At 60.3% G+C, this 26,805-nt stretch carries 25 protein-coding genes and 1 pseudogene; 11 read left to right on the forward strand and 15 right to left on the reverse strand.

What is annotated here, in order from left to right; genetic code table 11:
- On the forward strand, positions 1 to 416 hold a 416-nt coding region (locus CAI21_RS09335; RefSeq protein WP_147305077.1), incomplete at its 5' end, for an energy transducer TonB.
- A 205-nt stretch (positions 417 to 621) separates the two neighbouring features.
- Here the strand turns inward: CAI21_RS09335 and CAI21_RS09340 are convergent.
- From CAI21_RS09340 to CAI21_RS09380, 9 genes are all read right to left on the reverse strand, one after another.
- Positions 622 to 1,248, reverse strand: coding sequence for a LysE family translocator (locus CAI21_RS09340; protein ID WP_116302045.1), 627 nt, complete (start codon positions 1,246 to 1,248; stop codon positions 622 to 624).
- A gap of 32 nt (positions 1,249 to 1,280) precedes the next feature.
- Positions 1,281 to 1,679, reverse strand: coding sequence for a GFA family protein (locus CAI21_RS09345; protein WP_116302197.1), 399 nt, complete (start codon positions 1,677 to 1,679; stop codon positions 1,281 to 1,283).
- A 159-nt stretch (positions 1,680 to 1,838) separates the two neighbouring features.
- Positions 1,839 to 2,273 carry a GFA family protein gene (locus CAI21_RS25910; protein ID WP_116302046.1) on the reverse strand — a complete coding sequence of 145 codons (435 nt, stop codon included), beginning with the start codon at positions 2,271 to 2,273 and terminating at the stop codon, positions 1,839 to 1,841.
- Positions 2,274 to 2,325: 52 nt separating this feature from the next.
- The gene (locus tag CAI21_RS09355; RefSeq protein ID WP_116302047.1) at positions 2,326 to 3,318 is read right to left on the reverse strand and encodes a DUF72 domain-containing protein; all 993 of its coding nucleotides are present in this window, start codon (positions 3,316 to 3,318) and stop codon (positions 2,326 to 2,328) included.
- Between the two features lie 143 nt (positions 3,319 to 3,461).
- Positions 3,462 to 5,558 carry a membrane-bound lytic murein transglycosylase MltF gene (gene mltF, locus CAI21_RS09360; RefSeq protein WP_116302048.1) on the reverse strand — a complete coding sequence of 699 codons (2,097 nt, stop codon included), beginning with the start codon at positions 5,556 to 5,558 and terminating at the stop codon, positions 3,462 to 3,464.
- A 175-nt stretch (positions 5,559 to 5,733) separates the two neighbouring features.
- Positions 5,734 to 6,756 carry a porin gene (locus tag CAI21_RS09365; RefSeq protein WP_116302049.1) on the reverse strand — a complete coding sequence of 341 codons (1,023 nt, stop codon included), beginning with the start codon at positions 6,754 to 6,756 and terminating at the stop codon, positions 5,734 to 5,736.
- Between the two features lie 290 nt (positions 6,757 to 7,046).
- The gene (locus CAI21_RS09370; RefSeq protein ID WP_116302050.1) at positions 7,047 to 7,397 is read right to left on the reverse strand and encodes a LysR family transcriptional regulator; all 351 of its coding nucleotides are present in this window, start codon (positions 7,395 to 7,397) and stop codon (positions 7,047 to 7,049) included.
- Between the two features lie 239 nt (positions 7,398 to 7,636).
- Entirely contained in the window at positions 7,637 to 9,022 is a 1,386-nt protein-coding gene (locus CAI21_RS09375; protein WP_116302051.1) for a sigma-54-dependent transcriptional regulator, read from the reverse strand.
- Entirely contained in the window at positions 9,019 to 10,809 is a 1,791-nt protein-coding gene (locus tag CAI21_RS09380; protein ID WP_181919349.1) for a sensor histidine kinase, read from the reverse strand. The genes CAI21_RS09375 and CAI21_RS09380 overlap by 4 nt, the downstream gene beginning before the upstream one ends.
- A gap of 244 nt (positions 10,810 to 11,053) precedes the next feature.
- Between CAI21_RS09380 and CAI21_RS09385 the strand changes: the two genes are divergently transcribed.
- From CAI21_RS09385 to CAI21_RS09420, 8 genes are all read left to right on the forward strand, one after another.
- Positions 11,054 to 12,034, forward strand: coding sequence for a TAXI family TRAP transporter solute-binding subunit (locus tag CAI21_RS09385; protein WP_116302053.1), 981 nt, complete (start codon positions 11,054 to 11,056; stop codon positions 12,032 to 12,034).
- Between the two features lie 63 nt (positions 12,035 to 12,097).
- Complete coding sequence (locus tag CAI21_RS09390) at positions 12,098 to 14,263, forward strand: TRAP transporter permease (protein ID WP_116302054.1); 2,166 nt, start codon at positions 12,098 to 12,100, stop codon at positions 14,261 to 14,263.
- Entirely contained in the window at positions 14,260 to 16,560 is a 2,301-nt protein-coding gene (locus CAI21_RS09395) for an NADP-dependent malic enzyme (RefSeq protein ID WP_116302055.1), read from the forward strand. Before CAI21_RS09390 ends, CAI21_RS09395 begins: the two co-directional genes overlap by 4 nt.
- 90 nt (positions 16,561 to 16,650) lie before the next feature.
- Complete coding sequence (locus CAI21_RS09400; RefSeq protein ID WP_116302056.1) at positions 16,651 to 17,253, forward strand: DUF938 domain-containing protein; 603 nt, start codon at positions 16,651 to 16,653, stop codon at positions 17,251 to 17,253.
- A gap of 78 nt (positions 17,254 to 17,331) precedes the next feature.
- Positions 17,332 to 17,628, forward strand: a complete 297-nt coding sequence (locus CAI21_RS09405; protein ID WP_116302057.1) for a hypothetical protein — start codon at positions 17,332 to 17,334, stop codon at positions 17,626 to 17,628.
- A 74-nt stretch (positions 17,629 to 17,702) separates the two neighbouring features.
- On the forward strand, positions 17,703 to 17,906 hold the full coding sequence (locus tag CAI21_RS09410) for a hypothetical protein (protein ID WP_116302058.1): 204 nt from the start codon (positions 17,703 to 17,705) through the stop codon (positions 17,904 to 17,906).
- Between the two features lie 14 nt (positions 17,907 to 17,920).
- On the forward strand, positions 17,921 to 18,409 hold the full coding sequence (locus tag CAI21_RS09415; RefSeq protein WP_116302059.1) for a penicillin-insensitive murein endopeptidase: 489 nt from the start codon (positions 17,921 to 17,923) through the stop codon (positions 18,407 to 18,409).
- Positions 18,410 to 18,491: 82 nt separating this feature from the next.
- Complete coding sequence (locus CAI21_RS09420; RefSeq protein ID WP_116302060.1) at positions 18,492 to 19,022, forward strand: hypothetical protein; 531 nt, start codon at positions 18,492 to 18,494, stop codon at positions 19,020 to 19,022.
- Between the two features lie 38 nt (positions 19,023 to 19,060).
- On the opposite strand, the gene CAI21_RS09425 is transcribed toward CAI21_RS09420, so the two are convergent.
- The 6 genes and pseudogenes from CAI21_RS09425 to CAI21_RS26240 all read right to left on the reverse strand — a co-directional run bounded on the left by CAI21_RS09425 (position 19,061) and on the right by CAI21_RS26240 (position 22,753).
- Positions 19,061 to 19,423 (reverse strand): DUF3325 domain-containing protein, encoded by a 363-nt coding sequence (locus CAI21_RS09425; RefSeq protein WP_116302061.1) that lies wholly within the window; start codon positions 19,421 to 19,423, stop codon positions 19,061 to 19,063.
- Complete coding sequence (locus CAI21_RS23745; RefSeq protein ID WP_220347939.1) at positions 19,420 to 19,938, reverse strand: hypothetical protein; 519 nt, start codon at positions 19,936 to 19,938, stop codon at positions 19,420 to 19,422. Before CAI21_RS23745 ends, CAI21_RS09425 begins: the two co-directional genes overlap by 4 nt.
- Complete coding sequence (locus CAI21_RS23750; protein ID WP_220347829.1) at positions 19,878 to 20,705, reverse strand: PepSY-associated TM helix domain-containing protein; 828 nt, start codon at positions 20,703 to 20,705, stop codon at positions 19,878 to 19,880. Before CAI21_RS23750 ends, CAI21_RS23745 begins: the two co-directional genes overlap by 61 nt.
- A 53-nt stretch (positions 20,706 to 20,758) precedes the next feature.
- Positions 20,759 to 21,079, reverse strand: a pseudogene (locus tag CAI21_RS24780) (PepSY domain-containing protein); the annotation flags it as partial.
- Entirely contained in the window at positions 21,037 to 21,378 is a 342-nt protein-coding gene (locus CAI21_RS09435) for a DUF3649 domain-containing protein (protein ID WP_220347831.1), read from the reverse strand. The gene CAI21_RS09435 and the pseudogene CAI21_RS24780, both read right to left, overlap by 43 nt.
- A 331-nt stretch (positions 21,379 to 21,709) precedes the next feature.
- Complete coding sequence (locus tag CAI21_RS26240; protein WP_116302062.1) at positions 21,710 to 22,753, reverse strand: AraC family transcriptional regulator; 1,044 nt, start codon at positions 22,751 to 22,753, stop codon at positions 21,710 to 21,712.
- 116 nt (positions 22,754 to 22,869) lie between these two features.
- On the opposite strand from CAI21_RS26240, the gene CAI21_RS23760 reads away from it, so the two are divergent.
- Together CAI21_RS23760 and CAI21_RS23765 are read left to right on the forward strand one after the other, a co-directional pair.
- The gene (locus CAI21_RS23760; RefSeq protein WP_258868926.1) at positions 22,870 to 25,638 is read left to right on the forward strand and encodes a molybdopterin-dependent oxidoreductase; all 2,769 of its coding nucleotides are present in this window, start codon (positions 22,870 to 22,872) and stop codon (positions 25,636 to 25,638) included.
- Entirely contained in the window at positions 25,566 to 26,738 is a 1,173-nt protein-coding gene (locus tag CAI21_RS23765; protein WP_220347835.1) for a molybdopterin oxidoreductase family protein, read from the forward strand. Before CAI21_RS23760 ends, CAI21_RS23765 begins: the two co-directional genes overlap by 73 nt.
- Positions 26,739 to 26,805: the final 67 nt, after the last annotated feature.

Genomic DNA, 26,805 nt, shown 5'->3' on the forward strand with positions numbered 1-26,805 from the left:
CTAAGCCCGAGCCTAAGCCCGAGCCTAAGCCCGAGCCTAAGCCCGAGCCTAAGCCCGAGCCTAAGCCCGAGCCTAAGCCCGAGCCTAAGCCCCACGATTCGGCAATCGGCGACACCGAGCTACCGGAACCGGTACCTCTGTTTCAGCTCTCGGAACTGCCGCGTTTCATTCATCGGGCGGCACCGGCCTATCCTCCGGCCATGCGTCAGCAGGGAAGAGAAGGCGTCGTACGGCTGGAGGTATTGATCGACCATCGCGGGCAGGTCGTTCAGGTTACGGTATCGGAGTCGGCGGGCGAGGCGTTCGATCAAGCCGCAATTGCGGCTATGCGCGCCTCCAGCTTCAGCCCCGGTCGTATGGACGATAAGCCCGTCCCCGTGCTGATGCGGATTCCGGTAAGTTTCAAGCTGCGCTGAGGTAAGAGTTGCGCTCCGCGCGATTTGTTTAGAAGGCAGGGCCCCGCCCAGGAGAGCGAAACAGAACGCTACGCGTCACTACCGGTAATAGCGACTGACAGAAGCCCCATAAGCACGTTCCAGCCAAAACCCAATGAGCCGACTTAAGCCTAAAAGCGTACTAGCACCTACCCTCAACCGACGGCAGGCGAAAACCATGAGCTTTCTACCGCTGCTTAAGAGCGGCGATGGAAAGGCCCGTGCCCACAAAGGTCAAGCCTGCTCCGATATTCAGGCCCGCCACAACACGCGGACGCTCGCGAAGCCATTTACTTAGGCCTGAAGCGAAGACACCCATTAGGGCAAACCCCACAGCGGTAAGCAACGCAAACCAAACGCCATAGACCAACATCTGCACGGTGACGGAACCACGCTCCGGACTAACGAACTGCGGAATAAACGCCAGCACAAACAGCCCAGGCTTTGGGTTTAGTGCCGCAGAAAGAAACGCGGTCGAGGCAACCATGCGCAGTGGAGCTTTTGCCGCCGGCTCCAGGTTAAAGAGTTGGCGCGAGCACAATACCTTGATACCCAGCCAAACCAGGTAGGTGGCGCCCAGGATCTTGACGACCCAGAATGCCACCGCAGAGGTTTGCAGGAGTACCGTAAGACCAAAAGTGGCGGCGCCAACGTGGAAGAGGATGCCGGAGCCGGACGACATACCCGACACGCAGGCAGCCACCCGCCCTTGGCTAAGCCCCCGCCCGATGGCCAAAAGGTTATCCGGACCGGGCGACAACACAAGAAGAGCACAGGCCACAGAGTAAGCAATCCAGACTTCTATGGGAAACATTTTCCCCCTCCTTCCTGCACTAATGCCGAGCGCTACCGACCCGGCGGCCATTCCTCATACGCCGGCAGCTCCTCGGCATAGGCCAACCAAGGTACATCGTGCGACGTCCAAATATGAAGTACGGGACGTCCGCCGGGGTCGTCGTCCAGCGTCGGAACCCGTAGCACGACGTGCCGCTGCCCGTCCCGCTCCGCCACTAGGTGAGAGCCGCACTGGGAGCAGAACCAGCGCCGCTTGCCTGGCGAGGACTCGAAGTTCTTAAGGTATTGCTCGCCAGCCGTCCACCGAAAGTGTTCCCGGTAAACGCCGGCCGTAGTCGCAAACGCCGCGGCGTGTGCCTTTTGGCACGTCCTGCAATGGCAATGCCCTATCGGCATATCGAGCTGATCGACTTCGTATGTCACCGCGCCGCAAAGGCAACTTCCTTTCATTCCAACCTCGAAAATACTCGTCGGGCCCAACGCTTATCCTTTTACCCGCCGCGCAACCGGGTGCGCGCACAAGCCCGTTGAGTCCGTCTGTGAAGTGAGAGAGCTTACGAATATCCATCCGCCGACGGACTCAACGGGCGGTGAACGTTAATGCCGCACTCAGCGGTTTGTCTGCTGCAATACCCGATGAAGCGAATCCAAACTGTCGGGCCCAGCGGCAAGCCGTAAGCAATCCGCTGCATCCCGTTCCCACGAAGCGGAAGCAGAAAGATGGAGATGCGCTTTGATTTCTGCCTGCAACGGCCCGTTTAGCAAGCCCACAGGAATCCAAACCAAGTCTGTGCCACTTAGCGGGTTGGGAACGGGGCTGCCGCACAGCGAGCAGAAATCACTCCGATAGCCGCTTGGCTTTTGAAAAGACGCGATTTTGTGCTGACCGGCTAGCCAGCGAAAATTTTGTTTATGCACAAAAGTCGCCGCGTTGGCGGCCGCTCCTGTCGCCTTGCGACAAAGCGAGCAATGGCACTGATAGAGGTTTGGCAACGCTCCATCGACTTCAAACCTCACTTCTCCACAGAGGCAATCGCCCTTCATCGATATTCCTTGTGATCGTTAAAGGCTCAGCTAAGCCTTGCGTAACACGCACCTAGCAGGCAACGGTTTGCGCCAGCGCCTCCACTGATAGAGGCGCACACCCCTCCGCTTTGTTGCTCAAGGTCACATAGGCCAACTGCCCCGCGCCCACCGTCCCCTGAATAACTTTCGTTAGCGCTGTCCGTGTCGCGACATCTTCATCTTGCAACCGATCATACGGCGCATACTTATCCCGCGCCGCTTCGTAGCCATAGGCTCCATGGATCGGGTTCACATTCCAACGACATACTAGCGGCCCCGGCCATAGGGCACGCAGAATCGGCAGCTGCTCGGCGATCGGCGGCATCTTCGGATGCAGGCCCAAGCAGTAGGTGGCAGAGGTATCCTTCAGCGCTGTTACAAACTCCGGCGTCAGCCATTCCGGGTCTCGCACTTCCACGGCCACCACCGCATCCGGTGCCTGCGCTTTCAAATCCGGCAACGCACGCAGCATGTCGCGCAGCCGGTCAATCAGCCGGGGCATTTGCTGCCGCCAAGCTCGGGGCAAAGGACTTATCTGGAACACCAGCGCGCCTAACGTATCGCCTAGGCCGGCTAATGCCGGGGCGGCGAAGTCGCGCACGGCAGCCTCGGCATCGAGGAAGTGAGGATTGACCTTCCTGCCCTGTCCACCGGCCCCGCGCACCAGCGCGTCCGTAATCAGCGCCGGCGCCTTGACCACGAACCGAAAATCCACCGGCACCTGAGCGGCATAGGCAGCATACTGATCTTGTGTGAGAGGCCGGTAAAACCCTCTGTCCACGCCGACGGTACGGAACAACGGATGCTCGGCATAGGCTGGCAGTCCGTCGCGCGATAACTGCGCCTCGCTATATACCTTATCCCATACCAGCCCGGCCCAGCCGGGATAATGCCAAGACGAGGTGCCAAGCCGCAGGATGGCGGGTAATTTCTCGCCCAACGCATGCACAGCCGCAGGGTAATGGATGGGGCGTACGGCGGAACCGCTGGCATGGTCCTGGTCGGCGAATAAGGAGGGTTGCATGGGCTGTTTTCTGCTAACGGTACGAGTTCTACGACAGTGTATTAAAACGTAGGAAGCGGTCAATGGGCCGGCATGACCAGGCAGCTATAGGTGATTAAGTACACCCCGCCGGCCCGGCCGCCGGGTTTGTTATAGGAAAGCGCTTACTCGTCGGTCAGGCGCGCGTAGGCGCGGTAGCGGTCGCGGATATTGCGCACGTAGTTAACCGGCTCCTGACCGCGCACGTAACCAAAACGCGCCTGCCGGTAGTACTCGGGCCGGGCGAGCAACAGCATGGCCTCTTCGACATTGCCGAACCACTGGTCTGGGTCCCAACCCTTTTGGTCCGCTAGCCGACGCGCATCGCGCACATGGCCTACGCCGGCGTTGTAGGCAGCCAGCGAGAACCACATTTGCTCTTCCACCGGCAGCCGCTCCGGAAACCGGTAGCGCAGCCAATCCATATACTTCACACCGGCGTGTATGCTCACCTCCGGGTCGTCCAGCGGTTGCAGCCCCAGCTCCGCCCCCGTGCGCGGCATCACCTGCATCAGCCCCCTAGCGCCGACCCAGGATACGGCATCCGGATCGAAACGGCTCTCTTGATACATCTGCGCCATAATCAGGCGCCAGTCAAAGCCATAGCGCTCGGCGTAGGCCCGGACCAAATCGTCCCAGGGCGAGAGGCGGCTACCGTCGGCCAAATCCACTCTGCCGGCGCGCTGCTGTTGGATGCGCGACTGATCTTCAAAGTAGCGTCGGTAAAGAATGTTGTAGTGCAGTCCACGGTATTCGCGATTCCAGAACGCGTTGACCGCGGCCAGCAACTCGGGGTTATCCGGCCGCATGGCCCAGCCGTGACTGATCGGCTCTCCCAGGGTCAGCAACCCCTTCAGGTCGTCGCGCCAGGTCAATTCCGATTGCAGAATGTGGCTATCGGCAATGGTGAGGTCGTAGCTACCCTCTGCCACCCGGGCCATAATCTCTTCGGTTTCCATATCCGAGGGCACCGCTTCCAGAGCGAGATCGATGCCTTGCTCTTGGAGTGCCTTTGCCGTATCCCAGTAGCTGCTGGTGCGACGCACATGCAGGGTGCGGCCCGCAAGCGCTTCGACATCTACCATGTCGGGCTCGTCGGCTCGGCCGACGACCGTCTCGGTGGCGTAATGATACGGCCGCGAGAAGGCGACCTGCTCGGCACGCGCGTCGGTACGGGTCATAAAAGCGGCAACCAAATCCCCTTCGCCTTCCAGCAGCATGGGGATCATGGATTCGTGGTCGTCCGCCACAACCATTTGCAAGCGTACGCCCAGTTGCTCTGCTAAGCGCCGGGCCAGCTCATATTCGAACCCTACCAGCTCTCCGCGGTAGAGGTAGTAAGTGGCGGCATTGTTGCGGGTAATGACGCGCAGCACCTTGCGCTCTTTGATTCCTGCCAAGTCGTCGGTGTGGGCGCGCACATCGGTGCGGATTAGACGCTCGCGAGTGAGAAACCGGTTGAGCGCGTTCAGCAATTCCGTGTTATCCGGGCGCACCGCCCACGCTAAGGGGCGTCCTTCTCCCAGCGTCAAGACGACTTGCACATCGTCCCGATAATGGCTGACGACTTCCATGACGTTGCTATCCTGGAGGGCGAAGTCGTAGTCGCCGGCAAGCAGTCCGTCTAGGATTTCGTCGCTGGTCAGCGTAGCTGACAGAGGCACCACTTCCAAACCGTCCACCGCACCGAGATAAGCTTCCTTGAACTCCCAAAAGCTGGTGCCGCGTTTGACGCCAATCCGGCGGCCGGATAGGCCGTTCACCGATGCTATCGACGGTTCGCCGCTACGGGCGACGACGACTTCCCGCGTTTGATCCACCCCCAGGGTAAAGGCGACCTGCTCGGCCCGTACTGGCGTCACGGTGAGATTGGCGGCTACTAAATCGCCATGTCCGGCAAGCAATTCGGTTAGTAGGTCGCCGAAGTCGGAGACGGGGATCAATACCGGGTCCAGCCCTTGCTCGCGAGCGAACCGGCGCACCATCTGTCGCTCCACATCCAGCGGATAGCCAGCGCGAGGCAAGTAATCGTCCGCTACCCGGTGCACCAGAATGCGAAGCTCTCCGCGCTCTTTCAATGCGGGCAGATCGCCCTTTTCCACATAACGATGAGCTAAGGGGTCGGTGGGCTCGGGCGCGCTGCTGTCCGTGTCCGAAGCGTCAGGGCTGCAAGCAGACAACAAAAGCCAGACTAAAGCCAGTAGCGGCAAAGCACGGCGCATATAAGCATCCTTTTTTAGAATAATTTACGGAGCATGCCAGCCGGTATTGTATGTCGAAATTCGATTTATTCGGTATACGGGTACTCCACCTGGGGAAGGACAGCGGGGGAGCCCATCATCAGCGTCCGCGCCGGGAGTGCTCCGACGCGGACGCTGGCAGACGCCTGTTCGGCGTTTAGAAGGCAAACACGGTTCCGGCCGATAGGATGCGCGGCGAGTTGTCGCCGACGCCGCCCCCCACTGGGTTGCCGTGACCGAAGCCGCCAACGGCATAGTGGGCATTCTCGCCATTGAGCGTCGTCGCCCCGGCAAGGTAAACCGATAGCTGCGGGGCGAGGCGATGGGAAAGCACCAGTCCGATATGGTCGGCCTTGTCGTCGCCAACGTCGCTTTCGGCAGCGTGTAGCCATTGGATGCCAAGCGAGGTTGCCTTTCCGAAAGCGTACTGGGCATGGGCACCGTACGTTTGGCGATCGAAGCCGGCGTAGTCGGAATCCATATGTTCGAACAGCAGGCCGACTCTGACGGCTCCGGGCGTGAAAACCGCCGTCAGCCGATAGGCGTTGTCGACGTTGTCGTCGCGACGGTAGGCGGCAGTAAAATCCGCCCAACCGAAGGCGCGCCCGATACTAGCGCTAACGCTCTCTTCCTCGCCGATGCCGCCGAGTTGCGCGGCGAGGCGCGAGCCCAAGAATTCGGCATTCCAGCCGATGGAGCCGGATTCGCGCGTGTTAAGGTGCGCAGCGTTGTCGCTGGAGCGACCGATGATGGCCTGTGGATCGGCGGCGGTACCGGTAAATAGCGTCCCCCGAATACCGGCGACGCGGTACGGATTATCCAGCAGACCGGCGCGCACGGTGCCAAAGCTCCCACGCAGACCGACAAACGTCTCGCGTTGCCCGATATCCGCGCTCTCGCCTGAGATATCTAGCTGGCGTTCGATCTGCCAAAGGCCGGTGAGAGCACTGCCTTCTATAGGAATGGCACCACGGAAACCGAAGCGGCTGGCATTACTGGATAAGCTGGACTCGCTATCCGAGGCGTCATCGTCCGGCTCGGCATAATCCAGGGAGAGGCGCAGCAAGCCGTAGACTTCCAATCGCTCTCCGAGAATCTGAGCCGCCTGCCCCGTCAGCGGAAACAGCGAGGCAAACAGCGCGGTTGCGATCAGCAACGATGTTCTTTGTTGAGTTTTCATTCTCTCCCATCCTAATTTTGTTATTGGCTTTCAAGGTGGCGGGGGATGCCAATGCGCCGGGGTGGCCGCTCGAACCAAACCGGAAGAACATCCGCCCGCCCTTTTCAGGAGAGCTTTGATTTGCTTTGAAATCAACAACTTGCGCATTAACAAATATCATACCGCAAGCCTTGCATTCCGGCGTGCTTCCTGTATGCGAGGCGCATCCGCGCCCCTTTTAGCGCACGTGGCGCGATTTGAATGGAGCGCAGGATAGGCCTTTGCCGCCGCTTTTGAGGCGAGATCGCGTATTAGGCCGCTTGACGACGAGCCTCGCTCAACGAGCGGCCAATGATGAACAGTCCGACCGTAATGTCGCGATAGAGCGCGCGGCCTAGCTCCGTCAGTTCCACCCCGTTGGGCTGACGATGAAACAACTGGGCATCCAAATACTCTTCGAAGCGCCGGATCTGGTGCGTGACGGCGGATTGCGTCAAATAGAGTTCTCTTGCCGCTCCAGTGAATGACTTCAGCCTGGCAACGGCCTCAAACGCCTTCAGCGCCTGGATAGGTGGATAACGGACCGGGCAGCTCTGCGTATCGATCACGCCGGTCATCTCAAGAGGGGCATTGGTATGGCTGGTAACCGTCTGGCTTTTCACGATGTCTCCTCCCGCGCCTTACTGTGGCGCTTGCTGTGTTCAGCGCTGTTATTCGCACTTCGGGAGACGCTTTAGCAGTATCCGGGCCACATCCGAAAATGACATAAGCGACTGTTATAAAAGGGCATTAAGAACGGTCGCAACAAGCGATCGGCAAGAATCCGCCGATATAACGCTGCGCTGTCGGCGGATTCTTGCCGATGAAGAATTGGCATGGGGTGCATAACCGCTGCCTTGCACTACGGCTGAATAGCTGCTTCCCGCATCAATCCGTACCGCTGCATTTTCTCGTTCAGGGTGCGTCTAGGCAGCCGCAAATCTTCCAAAACGGCTCGGATATTGCCGTTATGCCGCCGCAAGGCATCTTCGATCAGGCTGCGCTCGAAGGCACGCACCTGCTCTTGCAAACCGATTTCCGGCCGTTCGACACCCGATGCGGCAGCCTTGAACGGTATAAACGGCTCTCCCTGAGCCGGCGGAGAGAGTATGAACCGAGTCGCTACGTTCTTGAGTTCGCGCACATTGCCGGGCCAGTCGTAACCCATTAGGGCCGCCACGGTACCGGCATCCGGATACACCATGTCTCGCTGATAGTTCTCGGCCGCCTGCTCGGCGAACATGGTGAACAGAATGGGAATATCCTCCTTGCGCTCGCGCAGCGGCGGAATACGAAATTCGAGTATGTTGAAGCGGTAGTAGAGATCGTTCCTTAACAGGCCACGTTCCATCGCCTCGCGCGGCTCGATGTTCATGGCCGCTACCAAGCGAAAATTCGCCTGCCGCACTCGGTTGGAACCCAACCGACAGAATTCCCGCTGCTCGATCACGCGCAGCAGTTTGGCCTGCACGTCTATCGGCATGCTGACCACTTCGTCCAGAAAGAGCGTACCCTCCGTAGCCTGCTCCAGGCTGCCCACGCGACGCTGCGAAGCGGAGGTAAAGGCCCCTGGCTCATGGCCGAACAGCTCGCTTTCCGCCAAGGTTGCCGGAATGGCAGCGCAATTAAGAGCAACGTAAGGAGCTTGACTGCGCGGGCTGAGATCGTGAAGGCAACGGGCGATCACTTCCTTACCAGTGCCCGTTTCGCCGACCAGCAGCACATTGGCATCCACCGAGGCGGCATCCAGCACCTGCCGCTTCAAGTGGCTAATGGCAGGGCTACTGCCCACCAGACGTGCATGTAACCCGCCTATCTCCTGCATCTGCATCTGCAGAGCCCGGTTCTCCAGCACTAAACGGCGTTTTTCGCAGGCACGCCGTACCGTTTCCAGCAGGCGCTCGGCATCGAACGGCTTTTCGATGAAGTCGTAAGCGCCGGCACGCATCGCCCGCACCGCCATATCGATATCGCCGTGGCCGGTGAATAGGATAACGGGCAGGTCGGCATCCTTCTTCAGCAGTGCTTGTTGCAATTCTAAGCCTGACATACCCGGCATGCTGATGTCGGAAATCACCACCGCCGGGGCACCGTATTCCAACGACGGCAGGAGTGCCGTGGCGCGGCCATGGGTATGGACGGTAAAGCCGGCCAGCGTCAGCCAGCGGCTGACTGAGCTTCGCATAGCTTCGTCGTCTTCCACCAGATGCAGTTCGACGCCGGTGGCGTCCTGAATGGCCGGGGTCATGAGGTTCTCCTGGGAATAGTAACGGTGAAACGGGCGCCGCCCGAGGGCAAATTCTCGGCACCGATGGAGCCACCCATCGCGGTAACGATACGCTCGGCAATGGCCAACCCCAGGCCCATCCCGGCCCCCGAATCCTTGGTGGTGAAAAAAGGCTCGAACAGTTGCCGAGGGTCGCAGGCGATACCGCTTCCGGAATCCTCCACGGCGAGGATGGCGCACGCACTTTCTTCCCGAACGCAAATACGCAGTTCGCGCCGCTGGGTCGCCTTCATCGCGTCGATGGCGTTGCGCACTAAATTGACGGTTACCTGTTCCAGCCGGACCTGCTCGCCCAACACCTCCACCGGAGCATTCGGCAACGCCTTATAGACCTGAATGCTGGCGCGGGTCAGCTCGCCGCGAAGGAGCAACAGCGCGTTGTTAATGCTGTCATTGAGATCGAAGGGTTCTGCCCGTCCGTCGCTCTTGCGGGCGAAGTTCTTAAGCTCCCGCGTCATGACGGTCATCCGCTGCACCAGACCTTCGACTTGTTGCAGCACGTCCGCAACGTCCTCTTGCGAACCTCGTGCAATCAATAGCCGCGCCGACGCCAATTCAGTCCGCATAGCCGCTAGGGGCTGATTGATCTCATGCGCCACCGACGCGGAAATCTGCCCGAGCGCCGCCATTTTTGTCGCCTGCACCAGCTCGGCCTCGGCGGCACGCAGCTCTTGCTCCGCGCGCCGTCGTTCTTCGATTTCGGTATGCAGCATGCCGTTTATGGCGCGCAGCTCGGCAGCGTCGGCCGCTTCGCGGCGGGAACGAAGTTTCTCCCGCCGCTCATGTAATAGTGCAATCAGTAGATACACCGTTACGGCAGCGGCGATCATGATCAGCAAGCTAATGTCGAGCCGCTGGTTCAGCGGAGCCAAGGATGACAAATAGAACAACTGCCAACCCAGCGGCTCGATCCAACTACTACCGGAGAGAAACTGCTCGCCGTCGATGACGGCGATTTCGTAGTCCCCCGTTTCGATTGTCTCCAACGACAGTTGCGGCGGCTCGTCCACATGAGCGCCCGGAATCTCCAAGGCCGGCGGCACCACGCCGCCACCGGCGCCGGGCAACCACCGATAGCGCCAGGCATCTCGACTTGCCATGACAATCAAGCCGGCCTGATCCGCTACCAGCACCGGCTCGTCGTGGGCCTGCCAGCTACGTTCGATGCCGGTCAGGTTAATCTTGACCACCGCCACCCCGGCCACTTCCTCGCCAAGCTCGATAGGCCTGGAGATGTAGTAGCCGGGAGATCGGCTGGTTGTCCCAACCGCGAACTGCCCCCCTTCTCGGCCTGCCATGGCATCGCGGAAGTAGGCACGAAAGCTGAAGTTGCCGCCAATAAAATTATCTGGGGCACGCCAGTTACTGGAGGCCAGTGTCAGGCCGTCGGCATCCATGATGTAGATCACGTCCGCTTCGGAATGGCGTACGGCTTCCTCAAGGTAGCGATTAGCCTGCAACACCGGCGTACGGTAACGCAGCAGATCGTGAATCAGACCCGATTGCGCAACCAGATAGGGAATGGTGCGATAGCGCTGCAATTCGCCATAGATCGTCTGTTCGTACAACGCCAGCCGCTCATTGATAAGCTGCTGTTGCTCGAACATTAAGGTGTCTCGCAACAGGCTTTGCGCGGGCAGAATAACAGCCGCCGCCAGCAGCAAATAAAGCGCTGAAAACACCAGACGACGGCGCATCAGCGTTCGGCCTAATCGCGTCAGCCTGCCACGTTTGCCGCTCTGCTCCACCTGGATTCTCCGATACCCCTTACGCTGATTTCCAATTCTACCACCCGACGCACCCGGCATCCCGGAGATTATCCACACAATTTATTTTATTTCAGCAGCTTAGAGCAGGCCATGACGACTTTTCATTGGATCTTAGCGTCTTCCCCATGGGATACAGCTGGTTGCGGACGAGTGCGCCGAGGGGCGTGTTCGCCACGCCTGCCCGCAGGCTCGAAAAGAAAAACCGATGGGAGGAGAAGCAGCAATGAACGCATTTATCCGAAATACTCTTAGCCTCACCTGCGCCGTTGTGCTGACAGCGAGCGCCGGTAACGCGGCGGCAGATCGCAGCGACTGGCCGCGAAGCTTGACGGTCGGCACCGCCAGCCAGGGCGGCACTTACTACATCTATGGCTCCGGCTGGGCCAACTTGGTCAGCGAGACGCTGAATATCAATGCGGGTGCCGAGGTCACCGGCGGCCCTGTGCAGAACGCCACGCTGGTCCAGATGGGCGAGCACGAATTCGGGATGGTCACCATGGGGCCGGTTTACGAAGCATGGCACGGCCGCAGCGCGCTGGCTCCGGGTCTGGAGCATACGGACCTGCGCGCTGTATTCCCCATGTATCAGACCACCCTGCAAATCATCGCGCTGAAAAGTTCCGGCATTACATCCGTCGCCGACCTGGATGGCAAGACGGTCGGCGTGGGGCCTGCCGGCGGCACAGCGGACATGTATCACCCGCAATTTTTCGAGAAGCTGGGCCTTAACGTGCGAACCCGCAATGGCGGCGCTTCGGATCTGGCGGCACAGCTACAAGATGGATTGATCGACGCCTTCGCCTTCGCCGCCGGCAACCCGATCTCGGCCTTTAGTCAGCTCGAAGCGCAAACCAACGTCAACATCTTCTCGTACAACGCTGAGGAACTCGAACGTCTACTCCCGGACTTTCCGGAGCTCAGCGTCTTTGAAATCCCCGCCAGCACCTATCGCAGCATCGATCGGGATTTGCCCGCCGTTAGTGTGTGGAACTTTACAATCACACACAAGGACATGCCCGAGTCCCTGGTCTATGGGATAACCAAGACCGTGATGGAGAACAACGAGCGCATGCGACAAATTCACGGCGCAGCGCGGGAGACCATCCCGGAGAATGCGCTCCATCGCGGCGTCCTACCGCTACACCCCGGTGCTAAGCGCTGGTTCGAGGAGAACGGCTACACATTCGGTAACGATTCCCAATGACCTTCGCAGGCGTCGACGCCGTAGCGGCGTCGGCGCCTTATTGTTTATACGAGGTTGAAGGCGATGAGTACACACGCTTCAGGGGCAAATGGGTCCCCCGCACCCGATGCGATCCCGCTAGCAAGTAATGAACGAGAACTGGTCGGTTGGCGCGGGTGGTTATTGTTCGGTTTCTGCGTTCTCTACACCGGGCTGCACCTGTACTCGCTCAACATAGCCCCCATCGAAACATGGACGTTCCGCATCCTGCATATTTCGGGCGGGTTGGTTATCGGCTACTGCATGACGGCAGCGGCCGAGCTAGATCGGGATCGCGAGCACCCCGCCTGGACGGGCTCGCAGCTGGTCGCGATGGTGCCGGCCCTGGCAAGCATCGGTTATGCTGCGGGGTGTATCGCCTATGCCTGGTACCTGCGCGAGACCGGCGCCGCGGGAGCACCGCCGGACTGGGTGTTCGAGCACATGCGCTGGGCGGCGCTGATCGCCATTCTTATTGCGCTGGGTGCCAGCTGGTTCTGGCGCGGTCCTAGCCGCAGCGTGTTCTGGGCCGATCTGGTGTTAGCGGTAGGCGCCATTGTTGTCGCCGCCTATCTCATTTTCGTACTACCCCGCTGGCGGATGGCCGCCGGCACCTCCTTCGCCGGGCAAACGGAACTGATTATGGCAGCGGTGGGCGCGCTGCTAATTTTGGAACTTACACGACGCGTTGCGGGCATGGCGTTGGTGGTCATCACCGCGATATTCATCGCCTATGCTTTCACCGGCCCGTACCTGCCGGGCATCCTGGAGCATCGCGGCTATTCCATGAGCCGGTTCTTTACTTACATTTATACCGACAACGGCGTGCTCGGCCCCACAACCGCCGTTTCCTCCACCTATATCATTCTTTTCATCACCTTCGCGGCGTTCCTGCAAGCGTCCCGGGTGGGCGATTATTTCGTTAACTTTGCATTCTCGCTGGCCGGCCGCCGGCGCGGCGGCCCGGCCAAGGTGGCGGTCTTTGCGTCCGGCCTGATGGGGATGATAAACGGCACTTCCGCCGGCAACGTGGTTTCCACCGGCAGCCTCACAATTCCCCTGATGAAGCGTGTGGGATATAACCCGCGCAGCGCCGCCTCCATCGAGGCATCGGCCTCCACCGGCGGCCAGATCGTCCCCCCGATCATGGGCGCTGGCGCCTTCATCATGGCGGAAATCACCGGCATTCCTTATACCGATATCGCTATTGCCGCTCTGATTCCGGGGCTGCTGTATTTTCTGTCCATCTATTTCATGGTGGATCTCGAAGCCCGCAAGGAAGGCATGCGCGGAATGTCGGCCGAAGAGTTACCCGACCGGCGCGAAATGCTGCGCAAAATCTTCCTATTCATTCCTATTGTCATGCTGGTGGCCACGCTGTTCATGGGGTACTCGGTAATACGTGCCGGCACCATGGCGATGGTCAGCGCGGCGGTGGTGTCCTGGTTTACGCCCCACCGGATGGGCGTTCGCGAACTGCTCAACGCGTTAGCGCTCGGCGCGCGAATGGCGATCCCCTTAGTCGCGGTCTGCGCCTGCGCGGGCATTATCGTCGGCGTAATCAGCCTGACCGGCGTCGGCGCCCGCTTTGCCGCCATGCTGCTGACCATTGCCGACAATAGCCAATTACTGGCGCTGTTCTTCGCCATGTGCATCAGCATTCTGCTGGGAATGGGCATGCCTACCACCGCTGCCTATGCCGTTGCAGCCTCCGTGGTGGCACCAGGCCTACAGCAAATGGGAATTCCGCCGCTGGTGGCACATTTCTTTGTGTTCTATTACGCCGTGGTGTCGGCCATCACGCCGCCCGTGGCGCTTGCCTCCTATGCGGCTGCGGCCATTGCCGGCAGCGACCCCATGCGCACCTCCATGACCTCCTTCAAATTCGGTTTAGCCGCATTCATTGTCCCGTTCATGTTCTTCTACAGTCCGGCACTGCTGATGGACGGCAGTTGGCTGCAAATAGCACGCGTGACCGCCACCGCCTCGATCGGCATTTATCTACTCGCCGCAGCCATCCAGGGTTGGTTCTTCGGGCGAGTGCCGCAACCAAGTCGATTCCTACTACTAAGTGCCGCGGTATTGATGATCGCCGGCGGGTTGGTAACGGACTCCGTCGGAATGTTGCTTGCAGCAGCCGTTTTCGCTCACCAGCGTCGGTTCGTCCTGTCGGCGATCGTTGGCGATCAGGTAAAAGGGGAAGCGCGATGAGTAAGGACTTCGGTAAGCAGGCACTGCGCTACCATCGCCATCCGCGGCCAGGCAAATTGGCCATCAGCGCCACCACACCGCTGGCGAATCAACGGGATCTATCGTTGGCGTACTCGCCCGGTGTCGGCGCCGCTTGCCGGGCTATCGCCGAGAATCCGCTGGAAGTCTCCACCCTGACTGCACGGGCAAATCTGGTGGCCGTGGTCACTAACGGCACTGCCGTGCTCGGCTTCGGAGACATTGGGCCGCTGGCCGCTAAACCGGTGATGGAAGGCAAGGCCGTCCTGTTCAAAAAATTCGCCAATATAGACGCCTTCGACCTGGAGCTTAACGAGAAAGATCCGGAAGAACTGGTGAAAACCATTGCCCGACTGGAACCCAGTTTCGGAGGCATTAACCTAGAAGACATTAAGGCGCCAGAGTGCTTTATCGTCGAGCAGCAGCTCCGCGAGCGGGTCAACATTCCGGTCTTCCATGACGACCAGCATGGCACGGCCATCATCGTTAGTGCCGCCATACTCAACGGTCTCCACATCGTGGGAAAACCCATTGAGCAGGTACGACTGGTCTGCTGCGGAGCGGGCGCGGCGGCACTGGCCTGCCTCGATCTACTGGTAAAGCTGGGGCTACCCCGAACGCATATCACCGTCTGCGATATCGACGGCGTCGTTTACGCCGGCCGTAGTAAGGGAATGGATCGCTGGAAAGCGGCGTATGCGCAGGAAACGTCGGCAAGGACGCTGGCGGATGTAGTGGACGGCGCCGACATCTTCCTGGGGCTATCCGCACCGGGCGTACTCACCAAAGCCATGGCGGAGCGGCTCGCGCCGCAGCCGCTGATCCTGGCATTGGCGAACCCGGTGCCGGAGATCCTACCGGAAGAGGCTCGGGAGATAAGGCCCGATGCCATTATCGCCACCGGCCGTTCCGATTATCCGAACCAGGTCAACAATGTCTTGTGCTTTCCCTACATTTTCAGAGGCGCACTGGATGCCGGGGCCTCCACCATCAACGACGCGATGAAGTTGGCTGCGGTGCAAGCGATTGCCGAACTTGCCAAGGCCGAGCCGTCGGACCTGGTCACCAAGGCTTATGGCGGAAAACCGGAACGTTTCGGGCCTGACTACCTGATACCGCGCCCCTTCGACCCGCGCCTGCTGGTGAGGATTGCACCCGCAGTCGCAAAGGCGGCCATGGACAGCGGCGTGGCCAGCCGTCCCATTACGGATTTTACCGCCTATCGCCAGCAACTGGGCCAATTCGTCTACAAGTCCGGTTTGTTAATGAAACCGCTCTTCGAGCGCGCGGCCAGACACCCTAAGCGGCTGGTGTATGCCGAAGGCGAGGACCGCCGCGTATTGCAGGCCGCGCAGCAAGTCGTAGACGAAGGCTTGGCCTACCCGATTCTGGTGGGGCGGCGCGCGGTCATCGAGGCACGCTTGAAAGAGCAGGGGCTGAGACTTAAACCCGGTCAGGACGTTACGCTGGTCAACCTTGACGACGACCCGCGTTTCGGCACGTACTGGCGTGCCTGCCACCGTTTATTGGGGCGCCAGGGCGTTTCCCCGGAAGAGGCCAGAGCGATCATTCGTACGCAGCCTACTGCGGTGGCTGCACTGATGGTAGGCCGGCACGAGGCCGATAGCATGATTTGCGGGGCGGTTGGGAAATTTCAGCACCACTTACGTTACGTGAGCGACCTGATAGGCGTCGAGCCCGGCACATCCAGGCTCGCCACGATGACGGCATTGATTCTACCCAGCGGCACCTATTTCATAGCCGATTCCCACTCGCAACAAGAACCGGACGTAGACGCGCTGGTGCAAACGACCGTCAGAGCCGCACGGCAGATCGAAGCCTTTGGTGTCAAGCCTCGAATTGCACTGGTATCCCGGTCGAACTTCGGTACCGGCGATACGCCTAGCGCAGTGCGTACGCGCGAGGCCGTCAAGCGGCTGCATGCGGAGCACCCGGAGCTGGAGGTAGACGGAGAGATGCATGCCGACGTTGCGCTGTCGCGGGAGCTACGAGATGCGGTTTATCCCGAGTCGCGCTTGGCCGGTTGCGCTAACTTACTGATCATGCCTGGACCCGATGCCGCTCACATTGCCTACAGTCTGCTGAAATCCCTTGGGGGCGGAGTATCGGTAGGGCCGATACTGCTCGGCGCCGCTAGGCCCGCCCATATCGTCACGCAGTCGGTCACCGTTCGCGGTTTGGTGAACATGAGCGCGCTGGCTGTGGCTCAGGCCGGAGAGCAAGATAGGGTAGAGAGCGAGGGATTGGGTTTGGGGTGAGGCCTTCGGGGCCAGCGCTTTATTTAGGTTTACTGTATAGCGCTGCATAGACATGCCATCATGTAAGCATTCAGGTAAAATATACTTATTATGAATAACTTACCCTTTTCTCAGGCATGCGAGAACAACAGAGCCCCCATTCTTGCGGTTCTTAAATCCGCGTTCGCTCACTGCTCCAGAGTGCTGGAGATTGGCTCCGGAACAGGCCAACACGGGGTGTACTTTGCACCCGAGTTGCGGCACCTGGTCTGGCAGACCAGCGACTTGGCGGAGCATCATTCCGCCATCCTAGCTTGGCAACACGCGTATCCGGCTGAGAATCTTTTGCCGCCGATCATCGTCGATTTACGGGAAGACAATTGGCCGGGCGACTTCGACGCGGTGTTCTCCGCCAACACCGCACATATCGTCGGTTGGCCATTGGTTGAGCAGATGTTTGCGTTGGTAGGCCGCCACTTACCCAAAGGCGGCGTGTTTGCCCTCTACGGCCCTTTCAACTACAACGGCGAATACACCAGCGATAGCAATCGCACCTTTGATCACATGCTACGCCGCCGCAACCCGGCCAGCGGCATTCGAGACTTCGAGCAGATCGTCGCCACAGCCAATCGCCACGGACTCATGCTTCAGCACGACCACGCCATGCCGGCCAACAATCGCCTGCTCCAATTTCGTAAGCTCACGCCAGAGTAAAGGCTAACGGCTTGTCGAACGGCCTGATTCGTGGTTCTCTTATCCGCTCGGGCTCCCGCATCTCGAAAGGGATAGACGATGGCGAAGCGAAAAGACAAACCGTGGGCTCTGGACCCAAGCGAGGTCAGCTGGGGAACCAACGGCATCACTATCGGCCGACGCAAGCAGGCAACCAAAGCTTCGCGCGCCGACACCGTCACGGGGACGACCTTATTTCTGCACCATCACCCGACAGGTATCCAGGTAGCAGGCGAGATCCCTCCAGGGAACTATACGAAAACTCAAATGCAAGAAAACAAACGAAAGCTCTACCAGCAACTGTTTCCGCAACTTGAGAAACTCGTGGCAAAGCAGCTAGGCGTTCCCGGCCGATAGCGTGATACGCGACGGCCCGTCCCATAGTTGCCGCTACGACCGACACAACCGCCGTTAAGAAAAAAGGATCGTATGTGCGAAAGGCCCTACTTGTGCTTCTGGTTATGGCTTTCACGCTGTTCGGCAGCGTCCACGCCGGCAACGACCTGTTGATCCTGTTCGAATCCAATGCCGCCAGCGAGAGCATCGGTACAACCAACAACGGACGCCTCGTTAACGGCAAGCGGCTGCCCTCCTCCGGCCCCAACTTCGCACCTACTCTCGCCTGGGTTCGCTGATTGGCAGAACAGCCGTGCATGACCGGGTACGCGACACCGTTCTCGGCGCGTACCGGCAACTTGCGGAAGAGCACCCGGAGCTGGTGTTCGTATACGGCGAAACCGGCTGGCCCTGGGGCGGTAGGTTTCGCCCGCACCGCACGCATCAAAACGGCTTATCGGTGGACTTTATGGTGCCGGTCAGAAAAGACGCTCGCAGCGTGCCGCTACCGACACACCCCTTCAACAAGTGGGGCTACGCCATTAGCTTCGATCGCGAAGGCCGCTCCGGCGAGCTTCAGATTGACTTTGAAGCCATCGCCGCACATCTGCATGCGCTAATCGCGGCAGGCCGGGAGCACGGCGTGGGCATCGAACTCGTGGTATTTGCGCCCGACCTGCAACAGCACCTTTTCGACACCGAATCCGGTGCTGAGCTGCGCGATAAGATTCGGTTTAACGTTAACCCTTCGTGGGTACGGCACGACGATCACTACCACGTCGATTTTCGGCTAGAGCGATGAGCGAGCGTTGCAGCACGTTAGCGAAAGCCTTCTACTGTATAACCATCAAACGGCCACCCGATGATGTTAGGGCGCTATTGGAATGAAAACCGCCAACCTACTCCTTGTACTAATCGTAATTGCGGGCCTAGCCGGATGTGAGAAAGCCGCAGATGTCGCTTCCCCAGAGCTATACGAAAAGCATGGCGTTAGCTTCTCCTATCCTGGCAATTGGAAAATTACCGAAGATGCGCAGCAAGGCAGTGTTAGGCAGATCATCGTAGAAAGTCCCGGCGATGCTATCGTCATAGCATTGATCTACCCGGCAGCGGATGCCGTTAGCCTAAACGAGTTTGCCGAACGGTTTGCAAGCCATGTGCAGCAAGAGGCCTCCATAATCACCATGGATAAAGCGACTTTCTCGTCCTCGCCGGAGGCGAACACCCGTATACGAGAGCGCTTTAATGTGTCGCTGTTAGGCGTGAAGGTGCCCCACGTGCGGGAATATAACCGAGCGGAAGGCGGCGACACCGTCGCCTTTCTGGTCAGCCAAGCCGCAGAAGAAGACCTAGCCAAGGTGAAGCCTGGGTTCGAGCTTATTGTCGACACCTTCAAGCTGCTCACATCGAATTAAGAGTTCGGCGCTTCTAGATACGTAGGCGAGCCTCCTGGCTAGGCGAGCCCCGCCCAAAAAATCAGCGGCCAAGCGCTTGCCGCCGACATTAATGCAGCCCAGCCTAAACCGGGCAACCAGCGCGGGGCATAGCTCAACAGAACGACAGGAAACAACGCAGCGACGGTTAATATACCGAACCAACCCGAGAACCCAGTCCCGACTCCCCAAGCCGACATGCTCAGCAGTACGGAGACCAGCAGCAACACCCAGCCGCCCCAAAACAACCGACGGCGTGGTGGCTCGGCCAGCTTCGATAAAGGCAAGGCCAGCCGATAATGCCGCTCCTTGGCCAAACACAACCCGATCATACCGGCAATGGCGGTGGCAAACGCCGTAAAGGTGGTAATTATCTCGATCATGACGCGGATTCCGCATTGGCCGCTTCGATGCGGAGCTGTTTGTCTCGCCGACGCTTTGGCTTCTGTGGCTGAACCGCGCGCTGACGTTTGGCTAGGCGATAGCTTACCGCGGCGAACACCAGCCCCAGCGCCAAGGCCGTGAGGTCGAAACCGGCCAGGGGCCAGTCGCCAACAGCCAGACTTTGCCCAAGGTGGCGCTCGGTCGTTAACAGGTTTAACACCGGAATCAGCGCAAAAGCCGCCGCCGCCAGCGCGAACTGCTCGCGCCAAGCCTGTGCTGGCGGGCGTAGAGCGGCGTGGACGAGCAGCGCCAACCAGGTAATGAACATGGCGTGCACTTCCCACACCTCCCGTTGCACCATATCCGGCGGAAGTAGGCGGTTGGCCCAGAAATAGGCCGCTATGGCCGTAAACAGCCCCGCCACCACGCCAACGTTGATCCTTTCCACCAATATCAACCCGCGATGGCTACCGTTAGCCCGGCGCTCCGCCTGCTGGCGCGCTTCACCGTCCACAGTACTAACCCCGTGGCCACCATCGCAGTGCCCAAAACACCGGAGAGAAAGTAAAGCCAACGCAATACCGGCCCGGCGAACAGCCCCTCATGCAGGCCCAGTAACACCGCCCAAACCGCATTGGATATCGACGCCACAGCAGGCGCGACTTCCAGCAACTCCCCACTCACACCGTCGAAGATCAACTCCTCGCCGCTGCGCAGCGGCCCTTGGGCGTGACTGGCCCGGAGGATGACGCGGGCATTGCTATCGCCCGGGTAACGTATATCTACATGCCGGAGTACACCGGCGCCCCAGCGCGCCTCGGCCTTTAGAATCATCGGCTCCAGGGAGGTTAACGGCGCCGATTCGCCGCTTGATACGACGGCCGGGGTCGAGAATATCTCTTGGAACGCCACCTGTCGCGCCTCCGGGCCGGTGCCGTAATGCGCCGAGACAACCAAAGGCATATAAACGAAGGCCATGAAGATAAGGCCGGAGTAGGTAATCATCAGGTGGAAAGGCAGGGCCAGCACACTCAGCACATTATGCGCATCCAACCAGGATCGCTGACCCTTACCGGGACGAAAAGTAAAGAAATCCTTAAAAATCTTTTTGTGAACAATGATGCCGGTGACGATGGCGACCAGCATAAACATCGTCGCTAGGCCGACAATCCAATCCGCCACCGTACTCGGCAGATAGTGCAAGCGCCAATGCATCCGGTAAAGCTGCTGGCCGCCGCCGGTGGCGCGGGCATCGAATGACTCGCCGGTGACTGCGTCCATTTCCTGATTGCCGTTGACGGCACTCGCGCCGTCCTCGACGCTGGCCCCCGCCAGAAAATGCGTGCATAGGGTTGGTTACGGTCGATAGGCAACGCGACTAACCAGCGCCCTGCCCCCGGAGCTTCCTCTTCCAACCGAGAGAGCCCGACGGCAACCGTGTCGACAGCCGACGAGCCAACTTGTGCCTGGGGGAGTTCCGGCTGCATCCAGCGGTCGATCTCGGTATCGAAGTAGCCCGCAGTACCGGTGACGAACATGAAAAACAGCACCCAACCAAGAATCAACCCGGCCCAGGTGTGGAGCCAGGCCATGGCTTGACGAAACCCTTCTTTCACGATGCCATCCCGATCAACAACCAAGCAAGCAGACCGCATACGGCCGAAGCGCCCAGTAGGCCGAGCCAGGCGCGCCAAGCGCTGCGGGTAGCGAACACCCAGAGGGCGACGGCGGTATAGATCGAGAAGCTCGCCAACAGAGCAACGGTGACGGCTTCGCCGCGCTCGAGCGGTAGCAAGGCCGCGAGGAGAATAGCGCCCAGGTTAGCCAGCGCATAACCGCCGACGATGGCCGCGACCGTCCGAGAGGCAATACCTAACGCCGGGCTTGCTCCGACTCGACCAAGCAACCGAGCGCTCTCACCGACACCCGATGGCTGTTGCAGCGGTTGTTTCACGTAAACCCTCCCCTACTGCGGGCACCGAAGCGAGACTCGGCCCACCAACTTGCGAATTTTCTTCCCGTTGTATGAAAAGCGGTGACGCTGAAACGGTATCGACCATCTAGCGACGCGGATACGGAAAATCCGTGGCGCCTCGGGCGAAGCCGGAACAGGAGAATAACCGCCTTATTATCGAAAACGATAATTGTTCGTATTTTCTTTTATAAAGATGATCAGGTCAATGCGCTCACGCACGCCCCTGGGGCAACAGACAACGGTGCTGTGACAGGCAGTTTGCCGAACCCGATTTAGGGCGCTCTGGAGTCAACCGTGAACTGCCGGAGAGTTAACTACTCCCCGTGATCCCGACCCGATGCATCCTTACCTTTGCGCGCCAAGCCGGCACGGTAGGCCCCCGGGGTCGTGCCGGTCCAGCTGCGAAACGCCCGGATAAACGAGCTTTGCTCGGAATAGCCGAGCAACAGCGCCACATCCGTTTGCGCCAGGGCTGGATCAGCCAGGTATTGTCTGGCCAAGGTGTGACGGGTATGCGCGAGCAGGCCGCGATAGCTGTAGCCCGCAGTACGCAGTTGGCGGTAGAAGGTGCGCAGGGGCAGCCGAGCGCCTGAGCGACAGATTCGGCACTGACGTCGCCATTTTTCATCGATTCGACGATCTGCTCCTGCACCCGCGAGAAGAATGCCCCCATGTGCCCGCCTTCGAGTCGCGGCGCCTGCTCAAGCAGAGCCTGCGCCTGCTGCTCAAGCAGGCGCAGCAGGTACGGGTCCTTGCTGGAAATCGACAGCGCCAGCAGGTGCGCCGGAATAGCCAGTTCGATGGCACTGCGGTCGAAGTCCACCGGGCAACCGAGCAACACCTGATACACGCTCCCGTCGCGCGGCCTGGGAAACGGCAACCCCGCACGCAGCGGCGTGACCGGCCTGCCTATCAGCGTCTGACACAGGCTGACAAACCCCGCAAGGCTGAACTCGCTGGCCAGCGGCGTGTTGGCCACGGCCTGAGTCCAGCGCATATACAACACGCCATCCCTGAGCCAGGCACGTGAGACTAGTCCACCCTGCAGCAAGGCGTGGTATCGATGGTAGCGCGCTAGCGCCTGACCCAGCGTGCCACAGGAAGACACCATGTAACCAAGCACGCCAAAATGGCGGGGCTGGACCGACAAACCCAGGCGAACACCCAAAGCATCGACCGGGTCCAGTTGCCACACCGACTCCAGCAACTGGCAGAACCGCTGCGCCGACACATTGGGCGATTCGAGCTCCTGGCGCATCTCGCCCAGCAGCTCAGCCGCCGGCAGATCAAGCTCCTGCACGTAGGTCTTTAAAGGTTCGATAAAACCTGAAGCAAGGTAATCGATTTTACTCATGACCCCGCACTATCGGCACACTGGCACAAAATGTCAATCGATCGATTGCTGTCAATACGAGCCTATAAGGCACGACCTACCATGCAAGGCTTTGCTGTCCCTGCGCGGAGTAGATCATGGCGTACGTAGTCACCCAGAACTGTATTGGCAACAAGCACACCAGCTGCGTTGATGTCTGTCCGGTCGAGGCATTCCGCGAAGCGCCGGAGATGCTGTTCATCGATCCGGATGTCTGTATTGACTGCAACGCCTGTATTTCGGCCTGCCCAGAAGGGGCCATCTTCCCGCGCAGCATGGTACCGCAAGACCAGCAAGCCTTTATTGCCCGCAATGCTGAGGGCGCCAAGACCCACCCTCCGATCCGCGAAAGCATCAAAGCCGGCCAACATGCTGCCAGTCCGCTGGCGCGGCTGCCGGGTCGCTTTGCCATTGTCGGCTCGGGCCCGAGCGGCTTCTACGCCGCCGAAGCGCTGATGAAGCAGATGCCTGCCGCCCGCGTGGACATGTTCGAGCGGCTGCCGACGCCCTTTGGCCTGGTGCGCTACGGCGTAGCGCCGGATCACCCGCGCATCAAATCGGTGACGGCGGGCTTCGAGCGCATCGCCGAGTCGCCGCAATTTCGCTTCTTTGGCAACGTAGAGATCGGCCGCGATCTGACCAGCGCCGAGCTGCGTCAGCACTACCACGGCGTCATCTACGCCACCGGCGGCTCAAAAAGCCGCCCGCTGACGCTGCCGGGCGCCGAGAGCGGAAACATCTTTGGCTCGTCGAATTTTGTCGGCTGGTACAACGGCCATCCGGATGAGGCCGCACTCGCCCCTGCCCTAGCCGGCCCTACGGCGGCGATCGTCGGCATCGGCAACGTGGCCCTGGACATTGCCCGCTTGCTGGTATTACCCCACGCGCAACTGGCCAAGACCGACATCGCCGATGCCGCCCTGCGGGCACTGGCCGACAGCGGCATCGAAGAGGTCTGCCTGCTGGCTCGCCGGGGCCCGGCGCAGGCGGCCTTCACACCGAAGGAGCTGGAGCAGTTAATGGCCGTTCCCGGCCTGCAACTGCTGGTCGACCCGGCGGATCTGGAACTGGACGCCGCCACCGAGCGGCAGCTTCAACAGCCCGAGTATGCCGAGGCCCGGCAAAACCTGAACCTGCTGCACGAAATCGCCAACCGGCCCCAGGCCACGGGCAAGCGCATTCGCTTCATGTTCTACACCAGCCCAACCCACTTTAGCGCTGCCGACGGCCAAGTCAGCACTGTGCATGCCCAGCGCACCGAACTGATCCGCAACGACCAGGGCCAGCTGGTTGCCCGCCCTGGCGAGCAGACCCTCGATATTCCGGCCACGCTAGTCGTGCATGCCATCGGCTATCAGGGCTCGGCCATCGACGAACTGCCCTTCGATAGCGGGCGTGGCGTCATGCAGCATGAGCAAGGCCGCATCGCCGACAACGGCGACAGCCGCGATTACGTCGCCGGTTGGATCAAGCGCGGCGCCAGCGGCGTCATTGGCAGTAACCGCCAATGCGCCACGGAAAGCGTGCAACGTCTGCTCGACGACCTGGGCAGCAGCCTGCCTCCGCTGGCCGAAGCAGAGATCGAAACACTGCTTGCAGCGCGTCGGGTCGACACCGTCAGCCTCGCCGACTGGCGCCTGCTGGATCAGCACGAGCAGGCCCTTGGCCGCGCCGAAGGCCGCACGCGACGCAAGATCGTGCATATCGAAGAAATGCTGGCGGTCATCCGCAATGGCCGGGCCCGCGAAGCCGAACAGGCCAGGCTGCCGGTGAAAACTCATTTCCGCGCCTGCACCCTGTGCGAGGCTATGTGCGGGGTGATCATCGAAACCCAGGGCGAGCAGATTCTGTCGGTCAGCGGCGACCCGGACGACCCGCACAGCCAGGGCCATATCTGTCCCAAAGGCTATGCCCTGCAAGACCTGCACAACGACCCCGACCGCCTGCGCACACCGCTGGAAAAGGTCAACGGCGAATGGCTGCCGATCGACTGGGACAGCGCGTTGGACAAGGTGGCGGCCAAGCTGGTGGCGATCCAGCAACAACATGGCAACGACGCCATCGCCGGATACTGGGGCAACCCCACTTCGCACAACCTTGGCTTGATGCTGGCTTCCGGCTCGCTGCGCAAGGCGCTGGCAACCCGCAACGTCTCCTCGGCCGCCTCGCTGGACCAGATGCCGCATCAGTTGACGTCCTATCTGATGTTCGGTCATAGCCAGTTGTTCACTATTCCGGACATCGACCGCACCCGCTACATGCTAATGCTCGGCGCCAACCCGGCCGCCTCCAACGGCAGCCTGATGACCGCGGGAGACATCCTCAAACGCCTGGAGAACATCCGCGAGCGCGGCGGCAAGGTCGTGCTGGTTGACCCGCGCCGCACCGAGTCGGCGCGCTATGTCGATGAGCACCAGTTCATCCGCCCGAGGACTGATGCGTTCTTCCTGCTCGGCCTGATCCGGCACGTACTCGACAAGGGCCTGAGCAAACCCGGCCGTCTGCGCGAACTGGCCGATGACTGGGACGCACTGGCGCCGTTATTCGAAGGCCTGTCGCTGGAGCAGATCAGCGCCCGCTGCGGAATCGCGGTAAGCGATATCCAGCGTATTGCCGAAGACTTTGCCGCCGCCGAATGCGCCGTCTGCTACGGCCGCATGGGCGTGTCCACGCAGAGCTACGGGGCGCTGAACCACTGGCTGATGCAGGTACTGAACATACTCACCGGCAACCTCGACCGCCGGCGGCGCATGATGTTCACCACCCCGCGTTCAACAAGGCGCAGAGCCGGCGCATGGGCAGCTTTAATACCTACCAGAGTCGCGTACGCGGCCTGCCCGAGTTCGACCGTTACTTCCCCGCCGTGACGCTGGCCGAAGAGATGCTCACCCCGGGCGAGGGACAGGTGCGTGGCTTTGTCTGCGTCGCGGGCAACCCCGTCTTGTCGACGCCGAATGGCCGACAGTTGGACGAGGCGTTGGCGCAACTCGAGTTCATGGTGTCGATCGATTTCTATCTGAACGAGACCTCGCGCCATGCCGACATTATCCTGCCGCCTACCGGGCCGCTGGAGCATGAGCAATACGATCTGGTCTTTAACATGCTCGCGGTACGTAACCTGGCGCGCTACAGCGATCCGGTATTCGAGGCACCGGCAGGCACTCGCTGCGATTGGGATATTGTGCAGGGGCTGGCGCAGCGCATCGAAGCGCTGAAGAACCCAGGTTCGGGCCCGGCACGACAAATGCCGACGCCCGAGCAGATTCTCGACCATGGTCTAAAGACCGGCCCTTATGGCGAGGGCTTCTGCGAATACAATAGCGGCGAGCCGGTCCAACGCGACGAGCCCCTGAGCATCGAGGTACTCAAACGCTACCCGCACGGGCTGGACCTCGGGCCGATGCGCGAGTCCTTTCCGGGCTACCTGTTCACTCCGGACCGTCTGATCCACCTGACGCCGCCGGAGCTGGTCGCCGACCTGACCCGCGCCCTGGCCGATCTGCGTAGCGCCGAAAGCGGCGAAATGATGCTGATCGGACGGCGCGACCTGCGTACCAACAACTCCTGGATGCACAACAGTCAACGCCTGGTCAAAGGCGAGAACCGCTGCGCGCTGCTGATCAACCCGGCCGATGCCGAGCGTCTGGGGCTAGCCAACGACAAACCGGCACGCATCATGTCGCGCACCGGCGAGCTATTGGTCAACGTACAGATCACCGAGGACATCATGCCTGGCGTGGTCTGCCTGCCACACGGCTGGGGACATGACCGGGAAGGAGTGAGTCTGCGCGTCGCCCAAAGCAACCCCGGCATCAACGTCAACGATATTACCGACGATCAGGTCGTCGACACCCTGTCCGGCAACGCCGTACTCAACGGCATCCCGGTAACGGTGGCGGCATTCGGCACCCAGGAATCGACGCGAGATATCGATTCACATGCCTATACGGATCGAGCGGCCCAGTGACAATGCCTCGGGATATTAACGTTTCCTGAGCGAGCAAAGGCGGAGAGTTTGTCGTTCGCATTCTGCC

Source organism: Alkalilimnicola ehrlichii (assembly GCF_003399765.1).
Classification (GTDB): domain Bacteria; phylum Pseudomonadota; class Gammaproteobacteria; order Nitrococcales; family AK92; genus AK92.

Excerpts from the sequence above, each read along its gene's own strand:
- CAI21_RS23765 (WP_220347835.1), top strand. The coding sequence starts at position 25,566 with ATGGGCAGCTTTAATACCTACCAGAGTCGCGTACGCGGCCTGCCCGAG.
- CAI21_RS09340 (WP_116302045.1), bottom strand. The coding sequence starts at position 1,248 with ATGTTTCCCATAGAAGTCTGGATTGCTTACTCTGTGGCCTGTGCTCTT.
- CAI21_RS09405 (WP_116302057.1), top strand. The coding sequence starts at position 17,332 with ATGGCGAAGCGAAAAGACAAACCGTGGGCTCTGGACCCAAGCGAGGTC.
- CAI21_RS25910 (WP_116302046.1), bottom strand. The coding sequence starts at position 2,273 with ATGAAGGGCGATTGCCTCTGTGGAGAAGTGAGGTTTGAAGTCGATGGA.
- CAI21_RS09395 (WP_116302055.1), top strand. The coding sequence starts at position 14,260 with ATGAGTAAGGACTTCGGTAAGCAGGCACTGCGCTACCATCGCCATCCG.
- CAI21_RS23750 (WP_220347829.1), bottom strand. The coding sequence starts at position 20,705 with ATGGACGCAGTCACCGGCGAGTCATTCGATGCCCGCGCCACCGGCGGC.
- CAI21_RS23760 (WP_258868926.1), top strand. The coding sequence starts at position 22,870 with ATGGCGTACGTAGTCACCCAGAACTGTATTGGCAACAAGCACACCAGC.
- CAI21_RS09345 (WP_116302197.1), bottom strand. The coding sequence starts at position 1,679 with ATGAAAGGAAGTTGCCTTTGCGGCGCGGTGACATACGAAGTCGATCAG.
- mltF (WP_116302048.1), bottom strand. The coding sequence starts at position 5,558 with ATGCGCCGTGCTTTGCCGCTACTGGCTTTAGTCTGGCTTTTGTTGTCT.
- CAI21_RS09355 (WP_116302047.1), bottom strand. The coding sequence starts at position 3,318 with ATGCAACCCTCCTTATTCGCCGACCAGGACCATGCCAGCGGTTCCGCC.
- CAI21_RS09390 (WP_116302054.1), top strand. The coding sequence starts at position 12,098 with ATGAGTACACACGCTTCAGGGGCAAATGGGTCCCCCGCACCCGATGCG.
- CAI21_RS09385 (WP_116302053.1), top strand. The coding sequence starts at position 11,054 with ATGAACGCATTTATCCGAAATACTCTTAGCCTCACCTGCGCCGTTGTG.
- CAI21_RS09375 (WP_116302051.1), bottom strand. The coding sequence starts at position 9,022 with ATGACCCCGGCCATTCAGGACGCCACCGGCGTCGAACTGCATCTGGTG.
- CAI21_RS09420 (WP_116302060.1), top strand. The coding sequence starts at position 18,492 with ATGAAAACCGCCAACCTACTCCTTGTACTAATCGTAATTGCGGGCCTA.
- CAI21_RS09365 (WP_116302049.1), bottom strand. The coding sequence starts at position 6,756 with ATGAAAACTCAACAAAGAACATCGTTGCTGATCGCAACCGCGCTGTTT.
- CAI21_RS09425 (WP_116302061.1), bottom strand. The coding sequence starts at position 19,423 with ATGATCGAGATAATTACCACCTTTACGGCGTTTGCCACCGCCATTGCC.
- CAI21_RS09400 (WP_116302056.1), top strand. The coding sequence starts at position 16,651 with ATGAATAACTTACCCTTTTCTCAGGCATGCGAGAACAACAGAGCCCCC.
- CAI21_RS26240 (WP_116302062.1), bottom strand. The coding sequence starts at position 22,753 with ATGAGTAAAATCGATTACCTTGCTTCAGGTTTTATCGAACCTTTAAAG.